16 protein-coding genes and 5 pseudogenes are annotated in these 26,982 nt (G+C 58.5%); 7 read left to right on the top strand and 14 right to left on the bottom strand.

The genetic code is table 11. From position 1 onward, the window contains the following. Window positions 1-3 precede the first annotated feature (3 nt). From ML_RS13235 to ML_RS13220, 6 genes and pseudogenes are all read right to left on the bottom strand, one after another. Window positions 4-873: an MlaE family ABC transporter permease gene (locus tag ML_RS13235; protein ID WP_010908974.1), complete on the bottom strand. Its 870-nt coding sequence runs from the start codon at window positions 871-873 to the stop codon at window positions 4-6. A gap of 3 nt (window positions 874-876) precedes the next feature. Continuing rightward, window positions 877-1,593, bottom strand: coding sequence for an MlaE family ABC transporter permease (locus tag ML_RS13230; protein WP_414085573.1), 717 nt, complete (start codon window positions 1,591-1,593; stop codon window positions 877-879). Window positions 1,594-1,988: 395 nt separating this feature from the next. Next, window positions 1,989-2,763, bottom strand: a pseudogene (locus ML_RS17015) (AMP-binding enzyme); the annotation flags it as partial. A 1,432-nt stretch (window positions 2,764-4,195) separates the two neighbouring features. After that, window positions 4,196-4,501, bottom strand: coding sequence for an aldehyde dehydrogenase family protein (locus tag ML_RS17640; RefSeq protein WP_269147039.1), 306 nt, complete (start codon window positions 4,499-4,501; stop codon window positions 4,196-4,198). Window positions 4,502-4,598: 97 nt separating this feature from the next. Beyond that, on the bottom strand, window positions 4,599-4,808 hold the full coding sequence (locus tag ML_RS17635) for an aldehyde dehydrogenase family protein (protein WP_269147038.1): 210 nt from the start codon (window positions 4,806-4,808) through the stop codon (window positions 4,599-4,601). Window positions 4,809-5,311: 503 nt separating this feature from the next. Then, window positions 5,312-6,121, bottom strand: a complete 810-nt coding sequence (locus ML_RS13220; RefSeq protein ID WP_010908972.1) for a class I SAM-dependent methyltransferase — start codon at window positions 6,119-6,121, stop codon at window positions 5,312-5,314. Window positions 6,122-6,173: 52 nt separating this feature from the next. Between ML_RS13220 and ML_RS13215 the strand changes: the two genes are divergently transcribed. Continuing rightward, entirely contained in the window at window positions 6,174-7,358 is a 1,185-nt protein-coding gene (locus ML_RS13215; RefSeq protein WP_010908971.1) for a glycosyltransferase family 4 protein, read from the top strand. A 362-nt stretch (window positions 7,359-7,720) separates the two neighbouring features. Here the strand turns inward: ML_RS13215 and ML_RS13210 are convergent, their stop codons facing one another. Both ML_RS13210 and ML_RS13205 read right to left on the bottom strand, forming a co-directional pair. Then, entirely contained in the window at window positions 7,721-9,496 is a 1,776-nt protein-coding gene (locus ML_RS13210) for a hypothetical protein (RefSeq protein ID WP_049769914.1), read from the bottom strand. Window positions 9,497-9,624: 128 nt separating this feature from the next. After that, window positions 9,625-10,908 carry a PorA family protein gene (locus ML_RS13205; protein WP_010908969.1) on the bottom strand — a complete coding sequence of 428 codons (1,284 nt, stop codon included), beginning with the start codon at window positions 10,906-10,908 and terminating at the stop codon, window positions 9,625-9,627. A 205-nt stretch (window positions 10,909-11,113) separates the two neighbouring features. Here ML_RS13205 and ML_RS13200 point away from each other — a divergent pair. Next, window positions 11,114-12,293, top strand: a pseudogene (locus ML_RS13200) (acyltransferase family protein). Between the two features lie 370 nt (window positions 12,294-12,663). Here ML_RS13200 and ML_RS19725 read toward each other — a convergent pair. Next, window positions 12,664-12,882 carry a hypothetical protein gene (locus ML_RS19725; RefSeq protein WP_368730473.1) on the bottom strand — a complete coding sequence of 73 codons (219 nt, stop codon included), beginning with the start codon at window positions 12,880-12,882 and terminating at the stop codon, window positions 12,664-12,666. A gap of 269 nt (window positions 12,883-13,151) precedes the next feature. Further along, window positions 13,152-13,346, bottom strand: a complete 195-nt coding sequence (locus tag ML_RS17005; protein WP_231846656.1) for a phosphotriesterase-related protein — start codon at window positions 13,344-13,346, stop codon at window positions 13,152-13,154. 397 nt (window positions 13,347-13,743) lie between these two features. Between ML_RS17005 and ML_RS18275 the strand changes: the two are divergent. From ML_RS18275 to ML_RS13180, 3 genes and pseudogenes are all read left to right on the top strand, one after another. Next, a pseudogene (locus ML_RS18275) lies at window positions 13,744-15,326 on the top strand (acyl-CoA dehydrogenase). A gap of 708 nt (window positions 15,327-16,034) precedes the next feature. Further along, the gene (locus ML_RS13185) at window positions 16,035-16,280 is read left to right on the top strand and encodes a hypothetical protein (RefSeq protein ID WP_049769913.1); all 246 of its coding nucleotides are present in this window, start codon (window positions 16,035-16,037) and stop codon (window positions 16,278-16,280) included. A gap of 175 nt (window positions 16,281-16,455) precedes the next feature. After that, window positions 16,456-17,321, top strand: a pseudogene (locus ML_RS13180) (R2-like ligand-binding oxidase). Window positions 17,322-18,388: 1,067 nt separating this feature from the next. On the opposite strand, the gene ML_RS13175 reads toward ML_RS13180, so the two are convergent. Further along, entirely contained in the window at window positions 18,389-19,762 is a 1,374-nt protein-coding gene (locus ML_RS13175; protein WP_010908967.1) for an NADP-dependent succinic semialdehyde dehydrogenase, read from the bottom strand. Between the two features lie 81 nt (window positions 19,763-19,843). On the opposite strand from ML_RS13175, the gene ML_RS13170 reads away from it, so the two are divergent. Together ML_RS13170 and ML_RS13165 are read left to right on the top strand one after the other, a co-directional pair. After that, complete coding sequence (locus ML_RS13170; RefSeq protein ID WP_156511875.1) at window positions 19,844-19,987, top strand: hypothetical protein; 144 nt, start codon at window positions 19,844-19,846, stop codon at window positions 19,985-19,987. Between the two features lie 548 nt (window positions 19,988-20,535). Further along, on the top strand, window positions 20,536-20,751 hold the full coding sequence (locus ML_RS13165) for a thiamine pyrophosphate-dependent enzyme (RefSeq protein WP_041323492.1): 216 nt from the start codon (window positions 20,536-20,538) through the stop codon (window positions 20,749-20,751). A gap of 872 nt (window positions 20,752-21,623) precedes the next feature. Here ML_RS13165 and ML_RS14555 read toward each other — a convergent pair. The 3 genes and pseudogenes from ML_RS14555 to ML_RS13150 all read right to left on the bottom strand — a co-directional run bounded on the left by ML_RS14555 (window position 21,624) and on the right by ML_RS13150 (window position 26,889). Continuing rightward, window positions 21,624-21,911 (bottom strand): hypothetical protein, encoded by a 288-nt coding sequence (locus ML_RS14555; RefSeq protein WP_064430348.1) that lies wholly within the window; start codon window positions 21,909-21,911, stop codon window positions 21,624-21,626. 344 nt (window positions 21,912-22,255) lie between these two features. Continuing rightward, window positions 22,256-22,495 (bottom strand): annotated as a pseudogene (locus ML_RS14550) (glycerophosphodiester phosphodiesterase family protein); the annotation flags it as partial. Window positions 22,496-22,671: 176 nt separating this feature from the next. Next, entirely contained in the window at window positions 22,672-26,889 is a 4,218-nt protein-coding gene (locus ML_RS13150) for an alpha-(1->3)-arabinofuranosyltransferase (protein WP_010908966.1), read from the bottom strand. Window positions 26,890-26,982: the final 93 nt, after the last annotated feature.

Genomic DNA, 26,982 nt, shown 5'->3' with positions numbered 1-26,982 from the left:
CGGCTATACCGTCAAAGCGAAGTTGGGATCTACGCCGTAGAGCGCCAACGTGGCGGATAAAACTACAACCTGCACTGACACCAAAGAGAAACGCATCGACCGCCCGACGGCCTCACCGACGCCGACAGGTCCGCCGTTGGCGGTATACCCGTAGTAGCAATGCGTGATCATCACAACCGCCGTGATGATCACGGCCTCCAAGAACGACCAGAAAACGTCATCGGGGCGCAGGAATGTTCGGAAGTAGTGCTCATACGTGCCATTCGACTGCCCGTAGAGCACCGTCGTGATGATATGTGGAGACAGAAACGCCATGATCATCGCCACCGCGTAAAGTGGAACGATCACGACCAGCCCGGCCAAAATCCGAGTAGTCACCAGAAACGAGATCGACTTGATGCTCATCACTTCCAGGGCATCAATCTCTTCGCTGATACGCATCGCCCCTAGTTCGGCGGTGGCGCCGGCGCCGACGGTGGCCGCCATGACGATACCTGTGATCACGGGGGCAGCGATGCGCACGTTGATCAGTGCAGCGAAGAAGCCGGTAAACGCCTCGACACCGATGGCCCCCAGCGACGCGAAACCCTGGATAGCGACCAGAGAGCTACCGGAGAGCGTGACGAACCCGACGATCGCGGCGGTGCCACCAACGACAGCCATTGCACCAGTACCCATCCCGATCTGGGCTATCAGGCGCAGCGTTTCCTTGCGATAGCGGCTCAGGGCATTAGGGATGTTTCCGAGGGCGATCAGGCCAAACCAGCTCATTTGGCCGATGTCGTCAATTCCGCGGGCCGCGGCTCCGCCATAACGATTCAGATTGGCGGCAGCCCGCGGAAAACGGGCGCGCAACACGGCAGCGGTCGACATGTTTCAGTGTCCAGTTCCGAAGCGCACGCCGATGGTGGTCAGCACCACATTGACCGCGTACAACGCGACCACGCAAAGCACCACGGTTTCGTTGACGGCGGCGCCCAGTCCGTTGGAACCACCGCGTACGATCAGCCCGCGATAACAGCCGACCAAGCCAGCGATGAGTCCGAACGTCGCGGCTTTGACAGTCGCGATCACCACTTCGGGAAGACCGGTAATAGTGGTGAGAGTAGCAAGATAGGCACCGCCCGACACATTCTGCAGGTAAACTCCGAAGAGGTAGCCGCCCACTAGGCCTACGGTGATGACCAAGCCGTTGAGCAGCGTGGCTACCAGCGTCGCGGCAAGGACCCGGGGCACTACCAGTCTATGTATGGGGTCGATGCCGAGAACCTCCATCGCGTCGATCTCCTCGCGGATAGTGCGCGCACCCAGGTCCGCACAGATGGACGTCGATCCGGCGCCGGCCACCACCAGCACCGTGGTCAACGGGCCGAGCTGGGTGACGGCCCCGATCGCCGCGCCCGCGCCAGATAAGTCTGCAGCGCTGAACTGAGCCAGCAGAACGTTGAGGGTGAAGATCAGCAGCACGGTCAGCGGAATCGACACCATGACGGTCGGCAGAAATGCAACCCGCATGATGAACCAGCACTGTAATATGAACTCGCGCCATTGGAATGGCCGCCGGAACAACGCCTTTCCGGTCAGGACGAGCATTCGGAAGAACCCGCCAACAAGAACCAGTGGCGTCTGGAGTTTGGTGTGGGCGTACTCGACCAGGCTCGAGCGCGTCTCCGTCGTCACCGCTGACCCCTCACGCCGGAACCATATATGCCTCGGCAGATCGTGTCACAACGCCACCTCCTTGTTTCGGCCGTACTGAAGTAACCATCGGCTCCCTACCCAACAAGTGGTAACGGAGACCAGAGGAATGTACCCGATGGTCTACCGCATGTGCATCGCATCTGCCGAATTGATCTTTTGTCAACGCTCAGAGGACAACTTTTCGACTCTGTCAACAATCTTCTTTGGTTATCTAAATATCTTGATCTTGGCACCGAATTTCTTTCGTAACCCTCACTAAACGTCAAAATGCAATGGCGGTTTAATTTTTTGGGCACCTTCCCGGCTGGGTTGCGAAGCGGATTGGTAACGATCTCAAGCGCTGCGGGGTGTTTGTAGCGCGCGAGCCGATCAGGCAGGAACTCAAGTTAAGTTAGTCCTTGCTAGCCGCAAATGCTCATTCTTTACAGCCGCGGTCGGCACCTCGCTCCACTTTTCGTGAGCTCACCCGCTGGTGGAGACCTCGACGATGTCGGGATGGCCGGCGAGGATGTTCTCTGCCTCAAAGCAGTAGATGTTATCACCACCGGTGATGCTCGTGTCCTTCTTGCTTGCTATCCACCTACCAGACGTAGCCATTTTCGTCCATTCAAACGAGGTCCTCGGTATGGAACCAGGGGCTAGCAAACACCTCCGAGGTAGCCGTCGAGTTGTTCCAAGTAACCGCTTATCCATGTCGGCGGCCGGTAAATTATTTCCACCACCTCAGCCAACAGCCACGTCGTTCATGTTCTCGTCGACCACCGCCCGGGCGACGGCCATACTAGATTACCGTCCTGACCGATCCGCGCTTACGGCTCCACGTCGTCGCCCAGCCGCAGGCAAGTGACCAGAGACATCTCGGCCGGACAGAATGCCGCCCTTCACCAGGGCTTCGGGGAAAGCTGTCGACGTTGACCACAGGGACGCCCAGCATGTTTGCCGGTGACAGCAATGTGGAACAACGACCCACCACTGAAACCGATATCGCTGTTGATATTGGCGACGCTGGATATAAAACGATGTAATTGCGTGGCCAGCCAAGTTGATGTGCGTCAGCACGGCATCCTAAATGAAATTATCTGATGATATCCTATTAAGTGCACGTTATCTTTAGAGGATGTTATGCGCGATAACCGTGGTCTGTGTGTAGCATGCTATGGATTGGTCGTAGGGATGGTTCTGGGTCAGCTGGGTCGGCCATGCCGGAGAGGATGTCAATACTGGGGTATCGTTACAATCGGGTGGTTTGGAATCGGTCTCCCTGCAGCCGCGATCCGTTCGGCGGCTGAGGGAATCGCGAGTTTTGTGGCTTGATGGGCGATGATGTGATTCGATTCAGAACGCACCTCAGGGTCCAGGCTAGAACATGGCAACCACTATGGCTTTCCGACTAGGCTGTGGCGTTTTCTGTACTGATAGCCAGCATCGGGTTTCGGGGGGCACCACTGAGGCAGTGGCCGCCCTGGTTGTACCCGGCTGACTCAAGGCCTGCATGTGGTGCTGGGTCTGCTGATTATCCTGGTGGTGATGGCCAAGTTGTGGGTGACCTCGGTGTCCTAAGCGCTGCAGCTGCTCTTGTGTGCAGAGTCTGGCCCGCGGCGAAATGGCGTTTCTTACCCGAGACCCGCATCACGTACCAGGTTGGCCATGGCGTGTGTCGTGCTTAACGCCGCCGTTGATTGCTGCACGCCACCGATCGCGTCGGTGCACGGCTGGTGCATTGGTGGCAAACTCGTAATGGTCGGGGGCAGAACGCCAAAAAGCTGCGCCCCGCAGACCGAGGTTCGACGGCAGCTCGTGGAAGGATGTAGCACATGCCTCCCCCCACGTAACCACCTTGCTGTGGTGTCGGATGTCATCTACGGGTACACGATCGGCGGGAGGTGCCTCTCCACTGACACGGCCTTTACCGTGTTTGAACGGTTCGACTCCACAATCCGGGGCATGGACCAAGTTGGTGTAAGCATGCCGACACACCGATCGGTAGCTGCGGTGCCACGGATAGGGGTGGTTATAATGGCCGGCAACACCGTGTATTACATTCGGTAGCTCCCACCGCCCGACGCATGAAGGGCCGATGCTAACATCTATGCCTTGGACTTCAACTAAAAGCCAGTGTGCCTCACAAAGCACCTTGGCTCTTCTCTTATGGTCTGCCACGGCTCTATAGCTGGTTGTGTAGCCTATCGTCGTTAGCACGTTCTTTTGTTGAGTGATGTGCTTGACTTATTCGGGCTCGTTTTCACGTCCGATTCCGGAGTTTTTGTAGTGGATATAAGGGGAAGCTGGGATTGAAAGTGTACCAATTGATTTCGTATCCCCCTCGAAGGGCATTAAGATCTGCGAAACAGATCTTAATGCCCTTCGAGGGGGATAGTCTATATATTGCGGATTAGCTCATACACCGAGTCGTTGGCGATCGTGATCGCCAACGACTCGGTGGCATAACCAATGATGCTTAGCACCTACCCAAAGATTTCCTCCTGGTCGATCGTTATCTTGTTGTCGATATCTTTGAATGCCTTGGGCTACACGAAAAACCCGTTGCCGGCACCGCAGCTTCCATTGCTGCACACCAGCCGAACTCACCTTCCCGATGCTTTTGTCTGTCGATGTTTGTGCTGTGCTCCTCGATCGCGGACACGATTTCGTCGTACCCGGAACGTGGGGCCAGGATGCGGGCCTGATTCACAAAGCCTTGCCCGGCGTTCATCACCCCAGAGAACACCAACATCGGAATAGCGGTGGACAGGTAAACTTCCTCGAGGAGGATGGCCAACGACTTTCCGCCGAGCTCCACGGTGCACGGCTTGAGCAGGTCAGCCCGACCTCCTTACCGCCGGCCGAATCGGTTGGTGAAGGTAAATTATGTCGATTTCCGGGTTCGACGTCAGGGCCTATCCGGTTGGGACGCCGCCCGACACTACTGAGAGCATACCCTCAGATAGGTCCGCCGGAGCGAGAACTTCGGCTAGAGCGTTTGCGGTCAACGGGGTTTCGGTGGCCGGCTTTAGTACCCTTGTGCAGCCGGTTAGCAGCGTCGGACCCAGGTTGTTGACCGTCAGGAACAGCGGCGCGTTCCATGCGACGATCGCGCTTACCAGCACAATCGGTTCGCCGGCTGACGATGGTTTGCTCGTACGAGCCGTTGTGGATCTCGGTACACTTGATTCTTGTCCGCAGCGCCGGCAAAGAAGTTCCTCGCTTCATTCGAACTCATCCAATGCATCGTCTCGGTGATGGTGTGCGTCTGACTGGTTTCAGCTGTCAGCAGCGTGTTGACCAGGCCTTCATTGCCTAAGACCGCTGCAGTGATTAACGGCTGTGTCCAGTGTCGGTGGCGTCGAGGGCCAGGGACTGCGGTGGAATCCCGAAGTCGCCGCGGCGACTGCGTCGTCAATGTCGGCCGGGCGCTGCCATCGGTACTTCGCACACATACTCACCGGTGTCCGGGCAGTACACCTGGATGATGCTGGAGGTCGATGGTTGCGTCCAGATTCAGTCGGTGAAGAGTTTGTCGTACTCTGTTTTGCGTATGGCGACCATGGCGCCACCCCTACCCAAACCGCAGTGCCTCGAGAATATAGTTCAGTAAACTACTGTCATTGGCCTATCGTGGCCGCAGAACTAGCACCAGATTGCTCACCACGAACTCCCGTAGTACCGGCACCGATGTCAGCCACCAGGCCCATCGCGGGTGGTAGCGAGGAAATGCGGCAACCGCGACCCCGGTACTGGCCGCCCAATTCAGGCCATCGGCCGCCGACACAGGAAACAACGAAGACCCGTAGTCGTTCTTTGCCCGATGACCGTGTTTGCGAACATACCGGGTGGCGGCACGGGCACCGCCTAGGTAATGCGTCAGGCCCATCTCGTGCCCGCCGAACGGGCCCAGCCAAATAGTGTAGGATAACACGACTAGGCCGCCAGGTTTGGTCACCCGCAGCATTTCGTTGCCCAATTGCCAGGGCTGCGGTACGTGTTCGGCGACATTAGACGACAAGCAGATGTCTACAGCGTCATCGGCGAAGGGTAACGCCATGCCCGAAGCTCGGACAAACGCGCCTGCTTTCGGTACCAAAGCCGGTCCCGCCGCGTGCATCTCCCTTGGGTCCGGTTCGACACCGATGTATCGGACGCCGGCGTCGGCAAACGCTGCTGCGAAATATCCGGACCCACTACCGACGTCGAGCAGTATGCGGCCAACCGGGGGTGCACCGTGTGTCGACAGCCAAAGATCACCGACCATAGCCACGGTATCGGCTGCCAATGCTCGGTAGAAGCGGGCTGGATACGGCTGCTCGTAGCGAAATTCTGACAGCAGCTGCAGCGAGCGGGTCAATGTCGCTCGCTGCGCGAACACGTCAGTTACATGAGGGGTGATGATGGCCACCGGCCACACCCTACGTCTGGTGTCCACCTGTCCAACGTGAGCGTTACGCTAGGCCGCTTTCTCGCTAGGCTAGCGGTCGATGTTTGCAGCGCGACGTGATCTGGGTTCGGTATTGTTACTATGCTGGCGTGACATTGGTCACCCACAGGGGGGCGGTAGCGAAACTTATTTGCAGCGCATCGGTGTACAGCTGGCCGCATCAGGTATCTCCGTAACGCTACGCACCGCACGTTATCCAGGTGCGTCACGGCGTGAAGTGGTTGACGGTGTGCTGATTAGCCGCGCCGGCGGGCGCTACTCGGTGTACCTGTGGGCATTGCTGGCGATGGCTGCGGCCCGCTTCGGGCTTGGACCACTGCGGCGGGTGCGTCCAGATGTGGTGGTCGATACCCAAAATGGTTGGCCATTCCTGGCCCGACTGTTGTATGGCAGCCGGGTGGTGGTGTTGGTGCACCATTGTCATCGTGAGCAGTGGCCGGTGGCCGGCCCGGTGATCGGCCGGCTCGGCTGGTATGTCGAGTCAACGTTGTCCCCGCGGTTGCACCGCCGCAATCAATATTTGACGGTGTCGTTGCCGTCGGCTCGCGATCTGGTTGCTCTTGGCGTGGATCACGAGCGGATCGCTGTGGTGCGCAACGGTCTAGACGAGGCGCCGGCGCAATCGTTGTCTGGCACACGCGGGGCTGCGCCGCGAGTGGTTGTGTTGTCGCGGCTGGTGCCGCACAAGCAGGTTGAAGATGCGCTGGAGGCCGTCGCGGATCTGCGGCAACGCTTGAGGATACCGGGTTTGCATCTTGACATCGTTGGCGGTGGGTGGTGGCGTCAACGTCTCGTCGATCATGCGCACCGACTTGGGATTTCCGATGCGGTGACCTTCCATGGCCATGTCGATGACGTGACCAAGCACCATGTGTTGCAAAGCTCTTGGCTGCATCTCTTGCCTTCGCGGAAGGAGGGATGGGGTTTGGCGGTGGTGGAAGCGGCCCAGCACAACGTGCCCACTATTGGCTATCGGTCCTCCGGGGGGCTAACCGATTCGATCATCGACGGGGTGACTGGGATATTGGTGGATAACCGCGCTGATCTGGTGGATAGGCTCGAGGAACTATTAACTGATCCGGTGTTGCGTGATCAACTTGGTGCTAAGGCGCAGGCCCGCAGCCTCGAGTTTTCCTGGCGGCAAAGCGCTGGCGCAATGCGTACGGTGTTGGAAGCGGTGCAGGCCGGCGACTACATAACTGGCGTGGTCTCAGGCGGTGTGTGAGGCGAAGCTTTCCCGTACCAACTGATGCTTTGTACTTAATCCGGAGCCTATGCGTACCCATGAGGTACTTTGGTGCCGCAGCTCGAACTCCCAATCCCGTTCGAACTCCCAATCCCGAAGTCCTACTTCCAGGTTGACAGTGGTCGCTGTGATTAGCGACAAGGAGCCGAAGGCGCTTCGTCAGTTAGTGTTGCCCACTTATGGGATCTTTGGCGTCTTGATGGTGAGCTTGGCATCGAGCCCACGTCGATATACAGCCTGACGCAGCTATCACAAATTTAACCCCCCGGCTCTACAACGAGAGTTTAGCCACTTTATTCAGTAGAGTGGCCGTAAAAACCAGCACTGAAGTTTAACCGTTGCTATCGTCGTGATAGTAAGGCTACACTTGATACGTCGCGGAAGTGAGTGTGCCGGGTAATCTGCATGCCGACCACGGCCATGACCAGTATTACCAGCCAAGTCAGATGCGCGGCAATCAGTAACCCTCGGTAGGGGGAAGGCGCTGTCTTTGCGTTGCTACCGCCGATCCGATAAAGTCCGATCGCATCGTCACGGTAGGTTGGCTGCAGCGCTGCGAGGGTCCGTGCAGACGCACCCATGTCACCGGCGGTGTCCGATTCAACCACAAGCCAGGCCACTCCTGCCGCAGTTAAGGCGGAAGGATTCGGCCCGGACAGAAGCAAGTCTTGTGCCGCCCGGGCATGATTACCTTCGCCAGCAACCATCACTCCGGAAATGATCAGATCACCGGTGGTCAGTACGTCGTCGCGGACCCAGCGGGGCAGCGGATCCAGCACTGGTGCGGTCCCGGACCACGAGAAGCGTCGCATGGTTCCGGCGGGCAGTACCGCTACCCACCCTGGGCCTTCGCCTCGGTCGTTGATTGTCGCCGCCACGGCCGCCCATCCGGACGGGTAATGCACTGGCTGAACCTTGCCCCACACACCCCAGGCTAGGTCTGGCAGCGCCAGAATCAGCGCGAGACAGCACGCCAACGCCGTTACTACGGGACTTAGGGGCCTTGAAGGTCTTAGCCAGCGTCCCAGCGTCACCACTGCGCCGGCCCCCGCAAGTGAGTATCCCGGAACCGCTAACGCCACCCACTTCTGCCCGTCGCGCAGTACTCCGAGGCCGGGCACGGCATTGACTACTGCTTTTAGCATGTCTATTCCCGGGCCTGTTGCCAAAGCGGCAGGTGTCGCTACCGCCACCGCTGCCAGCACCAGCAGCGGAACTACTGCTGGACGTCGCACCGCTACCGGTAGTCCCGCAACCACCACCCCAAGCAGTACCGTGGCCGATAGCACCGCGAAAAGTGTTGTCCGCGAAGTGGGTACAGCCTCGCCATTCCAGATACCGCCGAGGCTGGCCAGGCTGGCAAGTGTGCCTAGACCAGGCTCGGCACGAGGCGCAAAGACCGTGACTCCGAGCGTGTTCGCCACCGTATGGGCGGTCAATGACGTGCCCACTGCCGAAGCTGTTAGCCAGGGCAGCGCTGCTCCTAGCGCACTGCCCAATGTCGCTGCGGCGCACAGCCAACGTGGCCTGGGCTCGCCAGGGCCCTCAACTGGGACAGCCACGCAGATCAGCGCCACTGTCGCGGCGAGCATCAATCCGGTTGGAGTCAGCCCGGCCAGCGCGATCCAGCAAGCCAGTGCGAAAAACCCCAGTAATCCCGGCCGGCTTGCATTGTCGGATGATCGCAGCATTAGCATTGCCTCAGCAACCCAGGGCAGGCACCCGTAGCCGACCAGCAGGCTCCAATGGCCTTGTAGCAGCCGTTCGGCTACATAGGGATTCCAGACCGCCAGTGTGCTAGCGACGAACTGGCCAGCCACACCCGCCGAAGGCAGCGCCGTCACTACCAGTCGAGCCGCACCCCATCCAGCCAGCCATAACCCCAAGACGAGTGCTGACTTCACCACGATACCGCCGTCGACAAGATGCGAGGCCATCGCCACCGCGAAATCTTGCGGCGTCGACCGCGGTGCAGACGTCAATCCCAGGGCGGCATCGGACAGATATGACCGGGGTGTGGACACCGCGTCGCGCAGCAGCAGGTAGCCGGGCCGCATTAGCGGGCCAACCACTAGTAGCGCCATCCCCAACGCGTAGCTGGGTCGAGACCAGCTCATGGACCGGTGGTATAACTCTCTACTCACCCCTACGACCCAGCCGCCGAGCGATGTGCTGATTGCCCGGTTTCCCCGCACGCGGGAGGTACTTTATACCATCGGTCATTTTGTCCCGCATCGTTGCCGAGTTATCCCCGTTCAGGGTGGCCAGGGTCGGCTGGCCCCGAATTGGGTGGTGACGACTCGCTTGAACGTCGTCGGTGCGCACTGACGCTGAGTATACTAGAATCACGCAGTTCAGGGCGTTGGGTGGGCAGTTTCTCGGTCTCGGCTTCAGCGCCAGGAACTGGTTCCTCGGTGCGGCAGTGGCCGAAGGCGTCGCGGTTTGCCCGGTCCAGACCGGATTCGGTCAGCGCGCTCTCGGTCCGCAGGCTGAACGAAGCCAGGAATCCACCACTTAGCAGTGTGATCAAGCCGACCGCGGTGAACGTGATCGGCAACACTCGCGACCATAGCGCCAGTCGGTCCCGTTCGTCACGGGCCGAGTTGACCTGAGATTCGATGGTCTCTTCGGTGGAAGTGACCTTGTAATCGGCCAGCGTCACCTCTGGCTTTAGTGTATCGCGGGCAAAGTAGTGGTTGACGTGCTCGGTTTCCTTGACGATGGTGCCTGACACCGGATCCACCCAGAACGTACGCTGCGCGGCGTAGTAGCGGGTCATGGTGATCTGCTCCGACGGATCCCCGGACAAACCCCATATCGCCGCGGTGGTGGTGATTTTGCCGTCCTCATCGCTGGCGTACAGCGACGGGTAGGTTATTGGGGCCACCAGCTTGCCGTCGGCATCATAGCCGACGTTCTGTGTGAAGCGATAAGTAGTTAAACCGTTGATGTCTTCTTGGTTTTGGTAATTAACGTCAAACGTCTTCTGTGCTACCGGGTCGAAGTACGGATACGTCTTTTTCTCGGTGTGGAAGGGGAACCGGTAGGACAATCCGTCGTGCCGCAACGGGATGGCGGTAGGCGGGTTCTCGTCAGTGAATCCGCGCGGCTTCTGGATGGAGCCGCCGGTGTGTGTGTCGTCCGAAACAGCCATCGCTGTTTTACGATTGAGTGTGACGGTGTCGACGACGGCCAGCAGTAGTCCGGTGTCCTTTTGCTTATCGGTGCGCCGAATCGAGACACCGACCTGAAACGTGACCACGTCAACGTTGGCCGGCGACTCAACAGTGATCTGCTGTTGGGACACTAGCGGCACATTCTGGTTGACGATGATGTGCTCACTGGACAAAGAGCTTGAATCGAGCGCGGTTCCGTTTCCTTCGCTAACCAATGTTGCGTCGATATCAAGCGGGATTTTGGTGATTCTGCTGCTAGTATATGTTGCCAGCAGCAATGCGGCGATCAAAAAGGCGGCGCCGAGCCCGATGATCCCGCATGCGGTGAACCGCAAAATGACTGCTCGGTTCACGTTGATGTGATCCTCCTTCTGGTCCCTGGACTCGTTGGTCGCGACCCGCTCCGACCTGGCCAAGCAGCGAGGTAAAACCCGTTTGACCTTAACAGCAGAATGTAAGGCTTTTACTTACGAACCTATCGGCGGTTATCCGGGTAATTTTTGGGGACATCGGGATGCACCTGATTCGTAGAGCAACGCGCCTTAGGCAGACTGGAAAATCGTGACCGACGTCCAGCAGGTGGGTGGGATCCGCAGCTTTCTGCCCGCTGTGGAAGGTATGCGTGCATGCGCGGCCATCGGTGTGGTCGTTACCCATGTCGCTTTTCAGACGGGGCACTCCAGCGGCATTGTGGGCCGCCTCTTCGGCCGCTTCGACCTCGCGGTGGCGGTGTTTTTTGCGCTGTCGGGGTTCCTGTTGTGGCGTGGACACGCCGCTACGGCTAGACAACCGGTGCCCAAGGATGAGCAACCACACACCAGCCACTACCTACGATCGCGGGTGGTACGCATCATGCCGGCCTATCTGGTGGCAGTCGTCGTGATTCTGTCCCTGTTACCCGGCGCCAATCATGCCAGCTGGATCGTATGGTTGGCAAACTTGACGCTCACCCAGATCTACGTTCCGCTCACCCTGACCAGCGGCCTGACCCAGATGTGGAGCCTGTCCGTCGAGGCCAGCTTCTACCTGGCGTTGCCTATCCTGGCGTTGTTGACCCGTAGGATCTCGGTTCGTGCCCGGGTGCCGGTGATAGCCGCCGCTGTGGTGATCAGTTGGGCCTGGGGCTGGGTGCCGGTGCATACTGGATCGGGCGTTAATCCGCTGACCTGGCCGCCGGCATTTTTCTCCTGGTTTGCGGCGGGCATGTTGTTGGCGGAGTGGTCGTATAGTCGTATCAGTTTGCCACACCGGTTGGCTCGTTCCCGCTTGACGATGGCTGTTATGACTCTGTTGGCCTACTTGGTGGCGGTTTCCCCGCTAGCTGGCCCGGAAGGGTTGGTGCCGGGCACTGCCACGCAATTCGCGGTGAAGATGGCGATGGGTTCCCTGGTGGCTTTCGCGTTGGTGGCGCCGTTGGTCCTGGACCGGCCCGAGACGTTGCACCGCGTACTGGGTAGCACCGGCATGGTGACGTTGGGTCGCTGGTCCTATGGCATGTTCGTGTGGCACCTTGCTGCGCTGGCTATGGTCTTCCCGGTGCTTGGAGCCTTCCCGTTCACCGGCCGGATGCTCATGGTGTTGATGCTAACACTGATCTTCAGTTTCGCGATCGCCGCCGTCAGCTACGCGCTGGTCGAGTCACCCTGCCGGGAGGCGTTGCGCCGCTGGGAGTGTCGGCGCAAGCCGGCCGTTGTACCCCAGCTCAATACATACTGAGGCGAATGCTATCGCGCCATGATTTTTGTGCGCACCGCCCATCGCCGCACCTTTCCGCCGTCGTCCCTTAGCGGAGTCCTGACGAATTAGATGATTTGTGTTCCCGTGTATAACAAAATACGTTTGTGCGCCAACTCTTTCACGCCGTCTGCTTTTAGCCTGGATCCGTCGGCCGGGTGCACCAAAGCGCTTGGGCCAACCGGTTCGTCGACCGGTCGTGGGCGGCGGGTTACGATCACCCCGTAGCACGTGACCGCGGGCTTGTCGGGAACGAGCGCAGTCAGCATGAACTGATCGGGGGACCGGCTCAATTAATAAGTTTCCTGGTGTTCGGAGGCGCTGCGCGGATTGTCAACAAGCCTGGTGTGTAGCTGTTCATCGTTGATACCACGTTAATTTTTCAGTGTGGTGATCACGTCGTTATGGGTGCGCAGGTAAATGCTAATTGGGTGCGTCCACCAGATGCAGCGCCTCAGGCGGCGCGTCGGATATAGCAGTTGGCATCGTGGGACAACACCATCTTGTCTGCCGTGCCTGCGGCCGAACATGTGCGTCACACTGTTCACTCGGTCTTCGATCGGCGAGGTTACGTCGAGGCCTAACTGGTCCATCCCCAGGTAGGAGCCGTTGTTGATTGAGTGCCTCGAGGTAGTCTACGTTGTTGGTGTCGCCGGAATGGCCGATGATCACGTGGCCCTGACGCGCCTTCTTCAGTGAAAAGACGCTGCTGATCGAAGTCCGCGCTTTAGCCGCTGCATGGGTGTGGGTGGAGGTCGGGCGACTCCGGTGCGTTTGTGTGCCTAGGCTCCTGTGCGCACCACCAGGCAAGCCTGGTGGTGCATTTGAGGATCGCAGCCTTGATGCTGGTGTCAGCGATGCTCTAGCTCGATGTCACGGAACGAACTATGGAGGTCATAATTTCTGGACCGTCCAACGGCGCATCCCGCACCGAACTAGTGGAAATAGAACGGTACGTCGTTATTATGATGTACATGCCGGCCATCACAACAATGTTGAACTCAGTGGACGCTGCGCCACGGGCGATGCGCGGGATGTAACGACCTAGCAGGATCACAGTGAGGTCGACGATGGTTTCTACACCGCTGTCCTTGAGCTAGCCTAGCCAGGTAATGGCGTCAGCCACTCGCTGCTCTTCATCAGTCCAGGGTTCCGGATAGTTCTGCGCGATTCAGGGGTAAGGATGAACACTTGACTAATGCGTGAACGTTACGCGCATGTCAGTGACATTTATGGGCTCCTAGCCGTATTTAGTTCTGACACTTAACCGGTAGCTAGGTCCGGCGGTAGGAAAACAGTGGTGTTTGGGTTTAGTTGATTGTGCTACTGGCCAATTTGCTGGCCCGGTTTTTCTCCTGACACGCGGTGGCCGCGTTTTTGCAGTGCCATTTACCTTAGTTCTTGTCCGAACCGGCCTCCCGGGAACTTGCCGAGAGTACCAGGGAGACATTGTCATGTTGCTAAATCCCAACCGCTTGGAGCGCCAATACCCAGACCGTCGCTTGGGGAGATCATGACCGCGATGGTGCACTTTTCGAGTTCCGGGGAAGTCGCTGGTTGAAGTCCGACGACCGCGAGTGTGTGATACTTAGATGATTTATCCGATTTCGTAGGGCGGGAGCACGTCTTTGCTTCTCTGCTTATGCCGGACAAGTACGGTGGCCTGGATTGCTGTCGGGACACCTACCGAATCAGCGAGTTTGCCCAGTTCATCGGCTTCTACGGACTCAGCTACTGGTCCCCTTCCAGGTGACTGCTTTCGGTCTGGTCCTGATCTGGATCGAGCGTCAACGAGGACGCCAAGCGCAAGTTCACTGCCCAGCTGCAGGCCGGTGAGGTGTTAGCCTTCGATCTGTCGGAGCAGACCCACGGCGCCGACGTCTACCAGCCCGACATGATCTTGCGGCCGAGTCAAGGTGGACGGACTGGCTGGATTAGAAGGACTACATAGGCAACGTAAAAGTCACCCGGATGGTCCTCACCTTCGGTGAAGTGACCGTCCCTGGCAAATTATATATTTTTCGCTGCCGATTTCCAGACATGAGTGGTATGATCTGATCAAGAATATGGTATGAAGCGCAAACTACGTTGCCAATTAACGCGCTGCGCGACTATCTGGTTACCAAGGCCCGAAGGCCTTCCACACTGCCCCTTCAACGCCGTCAACGTATGATTTGGGATGTGGGTGTTCTGTCGGTATGTGTACGCACGCCGTTTACGAGGCCGTCACCCACATGTCCAACCGCCGCCTGGATGGGACTGTCGTCACCGACTTTACTCACGTGTGGTGGCTGTTCACTGATGCTGCATGCACCGCTACCGGCTATTCTCGGTGTTCTCTCGCCGGCACACTGCCCTATTTTGATCTCATCGTTGCCTTAGGCTGCGAAGCAGGACATGTTTTTCGAAACGATGGTCCGTGAGATCGGAGAGTTGTCCCGGCTGGAAGGTACCGTTCACATCAACATCGGGTTGCTCGGTGAGTTTATGCTCAATTACCTGCTCGCCCCGAATAGCGAATTGCCCCCGATTGGGGTTGTCGCGTCGGTACGTCCAACGAGGCGTTCTTGTTTGCCCAGGGCCCACGGGCAGCCTAGGTGAGGTGCGTTCTACGATTAGCGGTCGACGTTCGGCAGCTATGCTCACCTGCTCAACTTTGCGTTGTTGCGTGAGTAGATCAATGTGCTCGCCGCGCTGCTAGTCAGCTTGACTCCCGATGCAGCGCAGCAAAAGGACATCGGCTTCGTCTTCGGCGTGGGCCAGCTTTTAGCGACTGTGCCCTATACCCAGTTGATCCTGGAGGATGCTGCATCGTCTGGCATGAGTGAGCTGCTGCTCGACGACCTCTTCGCGCTGCTCGTCAATGACTTCAACCGCTATCCCGTCGAGCTCAATAGCAAGTTTTCGAACCACAGGCGACCAGGCTCGTTTCGTAATGCGGATGATCCGTGTCCGGTCAACGACTCGGCTCGTTACGACCAAGTCTTGGAAGAAACACGTCCTGCCGATTAACGTGGCCTATCAGATGAACTCTTGACATTGGTTTCCTTAGGGTGCTCATACCATTCCGATACCGGAATGGTATGAGCACTCAGATTGCTGTGCGGTTACCCGATGACATCGTCGTCTTCCTGGAATCAGGGAGTCGGTGAGCAGCACGCACCGAGCTGCGCTGCAGTGGTGTTGCGTGCACTTGAAAGCGAACGGTGAATCCAGATCGCAGCCCGCGATGCCCAGAAACTTACCGCTATGGGAACTGGTCCGGATCTGGATGCCCTGGTTGGGTATGTGGTGAAACTTCCGCCAGGCCTGAACTTATGCGGCCGATTCACGCCGCACATCTGGACAAGGCGCGCCCCGTTTTGATGCTGATCCCGGAACTCTTCCGGCCGCATCTGTCTCGCGTTACCGTCGTGCCAGTCCCCAGCATTGTCCGTGTACCTGTCGACTGAGGTGCCTGTCGGTAACGAGAGCGGCCTACAACAGGCCTCAGTAGTCAATTGCGACAACATCGTGTCCATCTCCACTAGCCCCCCGCTTTGGGTTAACACATCGGTTACCGTGTTTCTCGCTCAGGAATCTGCTCTCTTGCAAGCAATCCGCATCGACGAACTAGACCTTGACTGATTCCTTCTCCGCTGTTGTTATCCAGCGTGCGGCCAACTTAACGTTCGTCGGCGTGCTCTTCTGACGGCCAGCCGACAACGCGTTTTACTATTATGTTAGATTACACCAGAATGATTACATGGTCATCGATGTTAGGGGGCTCCATGCCGTCGCGGCTTTGGCGTTGGCCGCCGTTGCCCGGGTCAGTGTGGGGACCGTAGTTCATTGCCACTGCCTGGACTTGCTGCGGCCGGTGGTGCGCGCAGGTGAGCTGCATGCGGACTGTGATACAGCCGCGCTGTTATTGGTGCTGATGATGATTTTTCTGCATATGGGGATCTATGCCTGCGCGGTATGGATGCGGTCCTGGGACGGGACACGCTAACTCCCGACAATCCAGTGTTGGCCGTGCTCCGGATTATCGTAGTGTTGGCGGCGGCCTTCACTGTGTCATCGAAACCTGCTTCTACACAATCGGTCTCGATATGATCCGTGGAGTTCAATATCGTGAACACACATGCATAGGATAGCTCGTTGTGGGCTGATTCAACAGGGAGAGCTTGCCTTTGAAGCTGTGTGCCTGCGGAAACGCAAAGTTTTGTAATCCAGCCGATACGACTTCTCTCGCGGCAGTGAGGACTACCATAGTCCCTGTCGGACCATGAGGGCGATGCTACTACCCGGCTGTGCGACGAGTTCGCCACCGGCGAAAAAGCAGTCACCAAGGACAGCCAGCTGTTCATGAGCGCGATGCGCGCCGAAGGGTGGCTGGGAGAAGAGATGTATCCGGAGGTCGCGATCGAGCAACCCAAACGCACGCAGGTATTCCGCTTATGGCTAGACGCCGTAGGTATCAGCTACGATCTGCATCGTTACCTCGATGGAATTCCGCCCTACCCGTAAGATCTTCTTCTATCCAGAGCTGCTGGAATTCCTCGAGGTATTGTTGACGGATCACTCATCGGCCGTACAGGTTCGGGCATCAGTCATCTGCAACCACGTCGTCGAAGGCGTACTGGCGTTGGTGATATGCTACTCCTGGCTTACGATTTTCATAGGGCGCTGTTATTCCCGGCGTGCAGGAATTGGTCTGCCGAATCGACGATGACAAGCGACACCATATGGCGTGAGGCACCTTCATCTGTCGCCGCTAATTGGACGGCGTTTGAAACGCGGATAAATCAGTTCATTTATTTAGTGTTGTGCCGCATCCAAGAAGGCTTTGCGCTCTACGACGCCGACATCCCGTTCGGTTTGTCGGTTGACGAGTTCATGCAGTACTCCAGCGACGAAGGGGTGCGACGGGTAAGGGACAATCAGCAGTGCTCGCGGATGGCTGCTGGAGTAGATCGATGTCGACTATTCGCCGCTGCAACTGGAGGACAGCTTAGCCGTTGAGGACAAACGGACTCTGGCAGCCTTTTAATCGACAACGCCAGACCCCTGGTAGTTTGCACGCGGAATGGATTAGCACACCGAATGCAGGCCGTGTTTCGCGACGGGCTAACGTGTGCGGCTGTAACCCGACGGGTCAAACTGAGCTTCCCAACACTAGTTTACTTGGAGAGGGATGACGATTTACTTGGAGAGGGATGACGATCTCGCTTAGCACGTTGGAAGCTTAACCCTGAAATTCTTCGTAGACGCACTTGACGGCACATCATCGGCGGGCTAGAAAAGCTGTTCTAGGACGCGCGCTTTTGGTCGTTGTCCATGGTAGTGCACCGCCTATCTGCCGCGGATCTCCCGGCTAATTAAGCACTGTCATCCACTACGACCAGTTTAGGTCGGTGCGATCAATTCAGTTCCCCTAACACCGATCCTGAATTTTGGAAGGTCCACCTGATTCTTTGACGAGTTGGTTTGCTTACTTACAGATCTTGAGATAGCCGATAATTACTATCTGTTAGATAACTCCTGGGTCGAATGCTCCTCGCTAAGCAATGCCGTGTCAGTCTCCGGGTCTTCGGGGAATGATACTCGCTAAAACACCTGAGTTTATGCGGTTATGGTGGGGCGGGGTCAACCAGTTGCGGTCCGAACTTATACCTGCAGCACTACCCCAACGGATTTCGCGGAGTATCTTGGCAACCAACTAGGTGTTTTACGACCGCCATGTGTGCCGCCGGTTCCCAACCCGCCGTACTTGGTGGCTAGCTTTGACGCAGTGAAAGAAGATCAGACTGTCTTCTATCACGCGACGGCTGGGTCCAATGAGTGTTACATGCGCGGGCGCTTTGAAATAGTGGTCCGTTGTAGATCAGCTTAATCGGATCACCGTGACCACTCTCGTTATCGATGTGCGCTACGATGAAGCGCCCGACCTATGCGTCGTTTCTTTTCGTGCAGCGGATTCCACGGGTCCAGTACACAAAATTAGAGCATTTCAGCTGCACAACTCATCTACAGGAAGAGGAATACTTCCTCGAAGTTGCCAATTTTTCTCGAATCATGTTATGACCGAGGCTAGATTAGGCGTGAGGTTAGGCTGTTCTATGCGATCCAAACTGTCTTGATGTTGCAGAACTCACGGATCCCATGGGTCGACAGCTCTCGGCCGTAGCCTGACCGTTTGATACCGCCGAACGGCAATTCGGGATAGGATACCGTCATACCGTTGATGAAGACCTGCCCGGCGACGATGTTGTCGATGAAGTGTCGTTGCTCGGACTCGTTCTGCGTCCAAGCGTTGGAACCCAACCCAAAGGGGGTAGCGTTGGCGATTTCGATGGCGTCGTCGATGTTTGTGGCACAGTATACTGAGGCGACCGGACCAAAGACCTCGTCGGTGTAGAGTGCCATGTCCTTGGTGATGTCGGTAATCACGGTCGGTGGGTAGAACCACCCCGGCCGGTCGGGACGTTTACCGCCGCAACGGATCACTGCGCCTGCTGCTGCTGCGGCGTCGACTTGTTGTTCGACTTGGGCGCGGCCCGACTCAGTGGCCAGCGGACCGACGTCGGTGTCCGGGTCGGTAGGGTCACCCACTCGCAGCGTTTCCATCCTGGCGACGAATTTTTCGACGAACTCATCGTAAATGTCGGCATGGGCGATAAACCGCTTGGCGGCGATGCAGGATTGGCCGTTGTTCTGCACCCGTCCGGTAACCGCGGTGGCAACTGCCGCATCCAAATCCGCCGAGGGCATCACGATGAAAGGGTCGCTGCCGCCAAGCTCTAGCACAGTGGGCTTTATCTCGTTGCCCGCAATGGCGCCGACCGCCTGGCCGGCTGGTTCGCTACCGGTGAGGGTGGCCGCCGCGACCCGGGGATCACGCAGAATGGCTTCGACACCATTGGCCGAGATGAGCAGCGTTTGGAAACAGTCCTCCGGAAAGCCGCCACGGGCAATGACGTCGGCGAGGTACAACGCGCACTGCGGCACGTTTGACGCGTGCTTTAGGAGGCCGACGTTGCCTGCCATCAGCGCCGGTGCAGCGAACCGAACAGTCTGCCACAGCGGAAAGTTCCACGGCATAACAGCCAGTACCACACCGAGCGGCTGGTAACGGGCTAATGCTTTCGACGCACCAACGGCGGCGGCTTCGGCCGGCTCATCTGCGAGCAACGTTTCGGCTTTCTCAGCGTAGTAGCGAAAACCCTTGGCGCACTTCATTGCCTCATCCTTAGCTGACTGCAGCGTCTTACCCATTTCGAGGGTCATCAGGGCGGCGGATTGGTTGGCTTCAGCTTCGAGCAGGTCGGCGGTGGCGTTAGCCCACTTGGCCCGTTGAGTGAAGGTAGTGTGACGGTAGTTGTCAAACCGCGCATAGGCGCGAGCAATCGCATCCTCGACTTCATCCTGGGTTGTCGGTGTAAAGGTCTTGACCGTCTCGCCGGTGGCCGGGTTGATGGTGGCGATCGACATGCTGACCTCTCCTTCATTTGGGCTGGCTGGTGAAACATCTGGGTATAGCCTGCCAGTATCGTGTCCCCGGGGAGATGTTGGATGAGCACAGTCGTTCAACCGATGGTCAAGTGCCTGGAAAGCGAGGTTGTCTCGGTCGACTTCGGGATACCCGGTGTGGGAAACATCCGTTTCGTGCAGGCATTGGCGGCGTCACACATCAGGCACGTACTTACTCCGGGATGAACGAGCGACGGCGTTCATGGCGAAGATGTAGATGTATTAGGTAGCTTACCTGTCGTACGGTGGAATTTGGTCCCTGGTGTGATCAACATGCAGCGGGATGCTGGTGGTGGTGTCACTGACACCACCACCAGCATCCCGCTGGTAGTGATCTCGGTTCAGCTGGGCCAGGGTCGTCAATATAATTATAATGGAGTCGCACCAGTAATAAGTCGACTGGGTTTTGATGTTTGCCTTGATCACTCGCTGGCGAGCCTACATGGGGGAACTGAGGTGCTTCAGAACTTGATTGCGGAATTTAATCCCGTCTGGGTTAATCCGCTGCGGCGACACTGACCGAGTTCGACATGCGCTATTCAGTGAGTGTCGGGATAATCTGCTACACCAAAGTTCTTTTCTCCACACGCTCACATTAGAGATCGCCGGATACTGCTTCGGCGGCTATGTCGCAGTGACAGGATCTGGTCTGCCTGCTGAGTAATTAGCTCGGGGAGACAGGATTCGAGGTTTCCACTAGCTCCCCAGCGGGAGTCGCCTATACTAGCTCGGCAATGGACAGCGGCGATGTCAGACTGGTGGACATCGGTGTCATCAAGATATGGAATGGCGCAGCTGTACCCGACGTATCAGCACAACATTTTTTGGTCTTTTGGCCTCAAATGTATTATTTATTGATGGCTTTGCTCGGCGGTATGGAGGTGTGGGCCAAGCCGGACTCGAAGGTGTTGGCTTTTGTTGGTGAGGGTGAGTTAATGAGGAACTCGTAGACAAGCGAGATAGCCATTCGAGAACATATACTTTTTGTGGTGTTTATATGGGAGGACGGTGGTTACGATTTGATCAAGTGCAAGATAGATCTTGCACTTGATCAAAAATCACTACGTGCCGTTCGCTAATCTCCAGCGCTACCGCGATCCGGTCGTAGTTAATAGAGCACCTATTGATGCTGCAACCGGCATATAGTGCCGGGCTTGCTTTTGAACTCGTATTCCTTATGGATCTGTCTTGTTGATGGTCGTCTCTTCGGTGCCTTCGATCACCAGTTACCGGTGAATGCAGCCAAAGCTGCCGAAAGCTCCGTAGGTGTTCACGACACGAGGTGAAATGGGTTGAACAACATGTTCATTTTTTGATGAAACGATAGTTTGCTGCGTACAGGTGTGTGGTTTAAGAACAGAACTGCGGTGGTGAACATGTTCGCCAAGACGGTGAACCACGACTGCGACGCCAGCAGTAACGGCTGCGTGGGTAGGGGTGTTGCCGGCCACTGAAGGACCCAAGACTGATCTATCATGCTGCGGGCCAGTATTACCGTCAGCTAATCGAGTCAGATGAAGTTGTCCGATGCCACTAGCCACAGCTTGGTGACGACCGATAAGCGCCTTAGCTAGGCTGGCCAATCTGCTGTGGAGTGAACAACCAGAATAGGCCGATGATCTGGGGAAAAAATAGTTACCCGACACCTCGATTCGGTGCAGTGGCTTGGGTAGATGGTAGAAAACCAACTGATCGGCCCCGGCATCGCCTGTGTCTCATAGTGGTAGAACTAGCAGGCTCGCCAGCCCGTACAGCAACTAGCTCGCCCAGCCGACATCGAAAGGTAAAGGTCCCAGCGCGTCAGCAGCATCGGCATCGTGGCTCACAACGGTGCCAAGTCTGCCGCCACGACCACGATAGCTGCCGCAATTGCCGCGCCGAACCGGAAGGCAATGGTGAACAACCCATCGTAGTAGCGGGTATGAAAGACGTTCAGTGATCTCCAGAAGGACCGCCTAGCCAGAAATCGCAGCACCGTCAGCATCCCGTTCTCCCCGATGAGTGCCTGAAACTGCGTAGCGGCTGCCATAAACGCGATGCGGTAGATGGCTGCCGCGCCATGCTCGAGCACCAAGTGGCGCCCAGCCAATATTCGTGTGCCGTAAACCATCCCATGGCCCCAATACCGGTGATAGTCGCGGAAGCAACCGCCGGCCGGCCACGTTGATGTCGAGAAGTGGGTGCATTGTGACCGGCTCATCAACCGTCCAGGCATGAACCAGGTAAGCTGAAGCGTCCCCCGCCTGCATGCTTACCGGCTAATTATAGCCACACCCCAAAGCCAAGCAACTGGAAGCAGTCACTGTCGTGCAACATCCGCCTAGCAGCTGCCTGGCTGCGGGCCGTTTGCGCCGCCAGGAACGCTAGGAACGTACCCGTGTCCGCCGTGCTGGCGGATCCGATTAGACAGCAGACGTACTGCGCGCTTTCGGTACTGATCAGAGAACGAACCGATCAGTACCGAAAGCGCGCATACATCAGCTCGATGACGTTGACAGCCGGGTTTATTGCCGAGGCAGCTTTGATATCGATGTTGGCCCGCATATCTGGGAGTGTGACTAGGAGTTCTTCGAGGGTTGGGATTGTCTCCCCGGCAATTAAATCCGTTTTGTGGAAATCCCGCCAATACAACTGGTAGACCGTGCCTGGCACTCCCGTAGCCGACTCGAGTCTCGGGTCATGAAGGATCACAGCTCCGGTGTCGTGTGCGGCGCGAACATCTGTTTCGGTGTAACGAAATCTGCGCTTTGCTGCCTAGTTGCACGCTCCATCCTGTTTGTCGGCAACTTAGAGGAAGTACTTTACCTGTGCACCAAAGCAATTCGTCAATAAACTTGCAAATACTGCACGCTATGTGTAGCTATCGCTCGTCAAGTAGCTACCCCCGTGCTGCCACACCGCGGCGACACCACTGATGCGGCCAATGCGGCGAGCGAAATTAATGCTAGTAGTTGAACATTCGCGGAATGTCCGGAGTATCCGTCGACCGATCGCCACGGCTGTCGGGACAGCGCTGCGCCGGCTAAAACCAGCCCACCTGCGCTCAAACCGACGGTAAGGCCGTTGCGCCACCGCTGCTGATGGCGCAACGCATACCGCAAACTGAGAGCGGCACCGACCACAACAACCCCGGCTGCGCCGGCGATAACCGCTCCTGCCGACAACACTGCGACCGCGGACCAGGCTCCAGGTGTCCATGGTTGCGCTGCCGCGTCAGCAGCCCGTTCATTTCGCCTGCCCCATAAGGCAAGCAAGGCCAGTAGCGGTAGCAATGCCAGCCCCGCCGCCAGGCCAGGTCGGTACAGCGAGTTAGCGGTGAAGGTCAGCGTGATGGTGCCGGGGTTCCCCGCCGGCACTAGCCAACCTTGCTGCCATCCGTTAACGGCAACTGGCATCAAGCGGACTCCGGTACTGGTGTGAGCCACCCAGCCAGGGTTGATGCTGTCGGGCATAACCAATACCTGGGAGGTGGCCGACCCGGGGGCGCGCACCTCGCGCCGACTGGGACCCCACTTGCCGGTATCGGCGGAAATTGTTCTGGCACTGGGCAATTCTGTTCCGTCCTGAGTCGATAACTGCGCCCCATCCACGATGAACGCGGCACCAGGGCTGATCAACAACTCTTGCTGGCCTGCCGGCAGTACTATAGGGGCGCGTTCGCAGGGGACCGCGGCGACCGGTTCGCCATCCAGCAGTGCTGCTGCCGTGGTCCGGATCGAAGTGTGCACAAATCGGCCTGCGACCGCGATGATTGGTCCGTGATCGCAGTCTACTGTGACCTCACGGATGCGGTTGCGGCTGGCGTTGGCAGGTGCGATTGGGTTGCCGTCGGTCCCGAGCACCGTAACCTCGGCCAGCCCTGGTGGTTTGAGCTGATCGAAACCCAGCGCGTTGCGGTCGATGACGTCGTGCCAGTCGAGCAGGCTAATCGTGACAGTATCGGTTATTCGGGGCTTCAGCGAAAGCGCCTGTGGTTCACCGGCCTGCAACTCTCGAACTTGTGGGCCATTGCCCAGGTTCACCGCCACTAGCGTCGGACGCGCGGGCAGTGCCGACCGGCTGGGTGCTAGCCGCAGCCCGTTGACCTCGGTGGGCCGCGGAAGGACGAGGGTGAGTGTCGGAGGGGTCTTGTGCTGCACCACCCGTTGCGGTGCCGTCCACGAAGTGGCCGGATTGCCGTCGGTGGCCGCATATGCCGAACCAAGGATGTCGACCGTGTCGGCTTCACCGTAGGCTCGGGTGGTCTTCGGCTCGGCGATCAGGTCCGCCAGCTTAGGGCCCTGTCGTGGTCGCACCCACAGCATTGCTGTAACCGATATCGGGTAGGGAACGGTTAATGTCCGGCTAAAATTGACGGGTTCTTCTGGTGCTAGCGTCATCGATGCCGCGCAGCGAACGTTGTCGGGCGCCGGAGCGCAGCCCGGTCTGCCGAGTAATTCCGATCCCAGGTCCCACCCCGCAACTGCCCAACCTGGCGGTGATCCGGGAACCAGCGCGGTGTGCCGTAGATTGACCGGGTGGGCGAATCCGGACGCGTCATACTGGGTAATCGTTAGGTCGGTGATGCCGAACTGCACCCCGGAGGACCCATCGTCGGTGGCAGCCGCGGTGATCCTCACCCATGGGGTTTCACCGTAGGGTAACGCCACTGCTAGTGGCTTGCCGGCCTCATCGACCCGCAAATTGGTAGTGCCGTTGACGGTCTCGATCTCGATGCGCCGAACTTGTGCTCCGACAGCAGTCGCGCTGGGCGTGACGGTGATGACGGCGTTGTTTACCGGGTGGTCAAAATCGACTTGCAGCCATTGACCGACGGCGGGCTGCAGTGCGTTGGACACCCACGAGGTCGCCGGGTCGCCGTCTATGGCGGCGGCCGGTGAGGTTGCCGGAGCGACATCGGGCATCGAGGTGGCATCCGATGACGAGCTTGACGCGGTGATCCGGCCACCGCTCCAACCCCCGAATACCATTTCGGCGCCAGGGACTGGGTAGTCGGGTACTCGGTTGAAAGTATGCCGGGCGTCGTTAACTGCGCGGATCGCCGACGAGTGCTGGTCTACTCGGCCGTAGTCGGTCTCGCGTGCTACCGGGGTATCGGTTATGGTGACCTCGGCCCGGCTGGGTAGTGGCAGACCAGCGAACTGGGCGTCTGCGGTCATCAGCGCCGGACCTAATGCAGGCTGTCCCAGTAGTCGGCGCCGTTCGTCAAGACGCAGCAGCACTTCGGGTCCGCCGTCGATGCGGGGAAGTTGGTCGGTGTCGGCGAAGTAGGGTTTGCCGGGATTGGTCCCATCACTAACGGCCACCCGATAGATCTCCACCGCTGGGTACCAGGGACGCAATTCGCTGTCGGCAACGAAACCTTTGAGCATGTTGGTGCCCACTGGTGCACCGAACTGCGCTACTTTTTCCAGCTGCGGTGACCCGGCGATGGCCCGGTGTACCAGGATCGGGCGAGCTGAGCGCGACGTGTCGGGATCCAGATCGTTGCGCAGCACCACGTAGGAAATGCCTTGGCGGGCAAGGGTATCGGCCAGGCCAACCGACGGGCGTCCGGAGGCGAATAGCCGTTGCACCGAATCCAGCGCCCGGATAGCCTGCGGCGGAGTCAGCGGGATGGAGTCGCGCACTCCCCATGGGCTATTGCCGAGCACCTGCAGCGGCTCGTCGTGGCTGGTGCCCCACACCTGAGTGGCGAACGGCGCGCCCGGTACCACCAGCACCCGTCCAGGTGTCGGTATTCCCGTGTTGTGTTCGCTGAGCCAGTCACTGGTGTCGTGCCAATATTGCGGTATCGCACTGAACGTGCCTGGCGGGGTGAGCCGACCCGTCCACGCTGACGAGGTGCTGACCAACAGTGCGGTTAACACCGCCACTGTCGCGGCGACTCGTTTGTCGCGCTCGGGGTGGGCAAACGAGCTCAGCCACACCAATACCGGCGCGCTGCCCGGTAGGGGGATTCGGCCCAGAAGCCCGGCGATGCCCAATGCGAACGGGGTTCGGATCACCGACTCCAGTTTGTGCACGTTGCGCAGTGCTGCGCCGCTGGAGTCCAGGAACGCCTGCACCGCCTGCGCCAGCGGCGAGCCCAACCCACCGCTGTAGCCGGCGGATAGCAATACCACTCCGATTACCAACATCGTTACCAGCCGACCTCGAGCCGGCATCCCAGTGCTAGCCAGCCCGGCCAATCCGGCCGCCGCTACCAGGCAGGTGCCCAGGATGGCCACCGACTCGGTGACCAGTGGTGTGCCCGCGGTAGCGGTCTGTGCCACGAAGGGTGTCCAGCTGTCGGTGCCGCGCAGCATCTCAACTAACGACGACCATTGCGTGGTAACGCCGGAGGATTCGATGAAGTCCAAGAACGGGGGACTGACGCCGTGCAGCAGAACCAGTGCCACCACCCACCACAGCGTTGCCAAACACAGTGCTAACAGCCACCACCCGGTATAACGCCACCACAAGCGGTTCGGTCGGTGACAAGCCCACCAGATCACTGCAGGCAGACAACCGGCCAGCGTTGCAATGGCGTTAACTGCACCCATCAACGCGACCGCCAGCCCCGCCTGCGCGGCACGTGTCCGCACCGACCTGCCCGGAGCTCCCTGCAAAGCTAGAATCGTGGGCAGCAACACCCACGGCGACAGCATCATCGGCAGAGTTTCCGACGAGATCGACCCCAGTGTGGTCAGCACCCGTGGCGATAACGCAAACGCTACCGCGCCAATCGCGCGTGAAGTTGGACTGCCGATGCTCAGTGTCTCGGCGACTCGGAGTAGTCCCCAGAACCCGGCCGTCAGCAGCAGCGCCCACCACAAACGCTGGGTTATCCATCCGGGTGATCCCAGTAGCTGTCCGATGAGAAAGAAGGTGCCGTGCGGAAACAGATAGCCGTAGGCCTGATTCTGCACCTGACCAAACGGCAGGTCGCTATTCCACAGGTTGGTCGCGCGGGCCAGAAAGCGTAGCGGGTTGGTGGTTAGGTCCAGTTTGGTATCGGGGGAGATCTGTCCCGGGGATTGCGCGAACGTCAACGCCACCGCGACGACCCCGACCAACACCAACCACCAACGCGACATTGCCGCCACAGACGAGTCCGCCAGCGTTTTTACCGGCCCCGCCTCGGTGGCCGCTGCCGCCGGGCCCGAGCTGGATTGCTCGGCTTCTTCCCGGGTCGCCGT

The organism is Mycobacterium leprae TN (assembly GCF_000195855.1).
Lineage (GTDB): Bacteria > Actinomycetota > Actinomycetes > Mycobacteriales > Mycobacteriaceae > Mycobacterium > Mycobacterium leprae.
The sequence above is the reverse complement of the archived record's forward strand: the minus strand, read 5'-3'. Positions and strand labels throughout refer to the sequence as shown.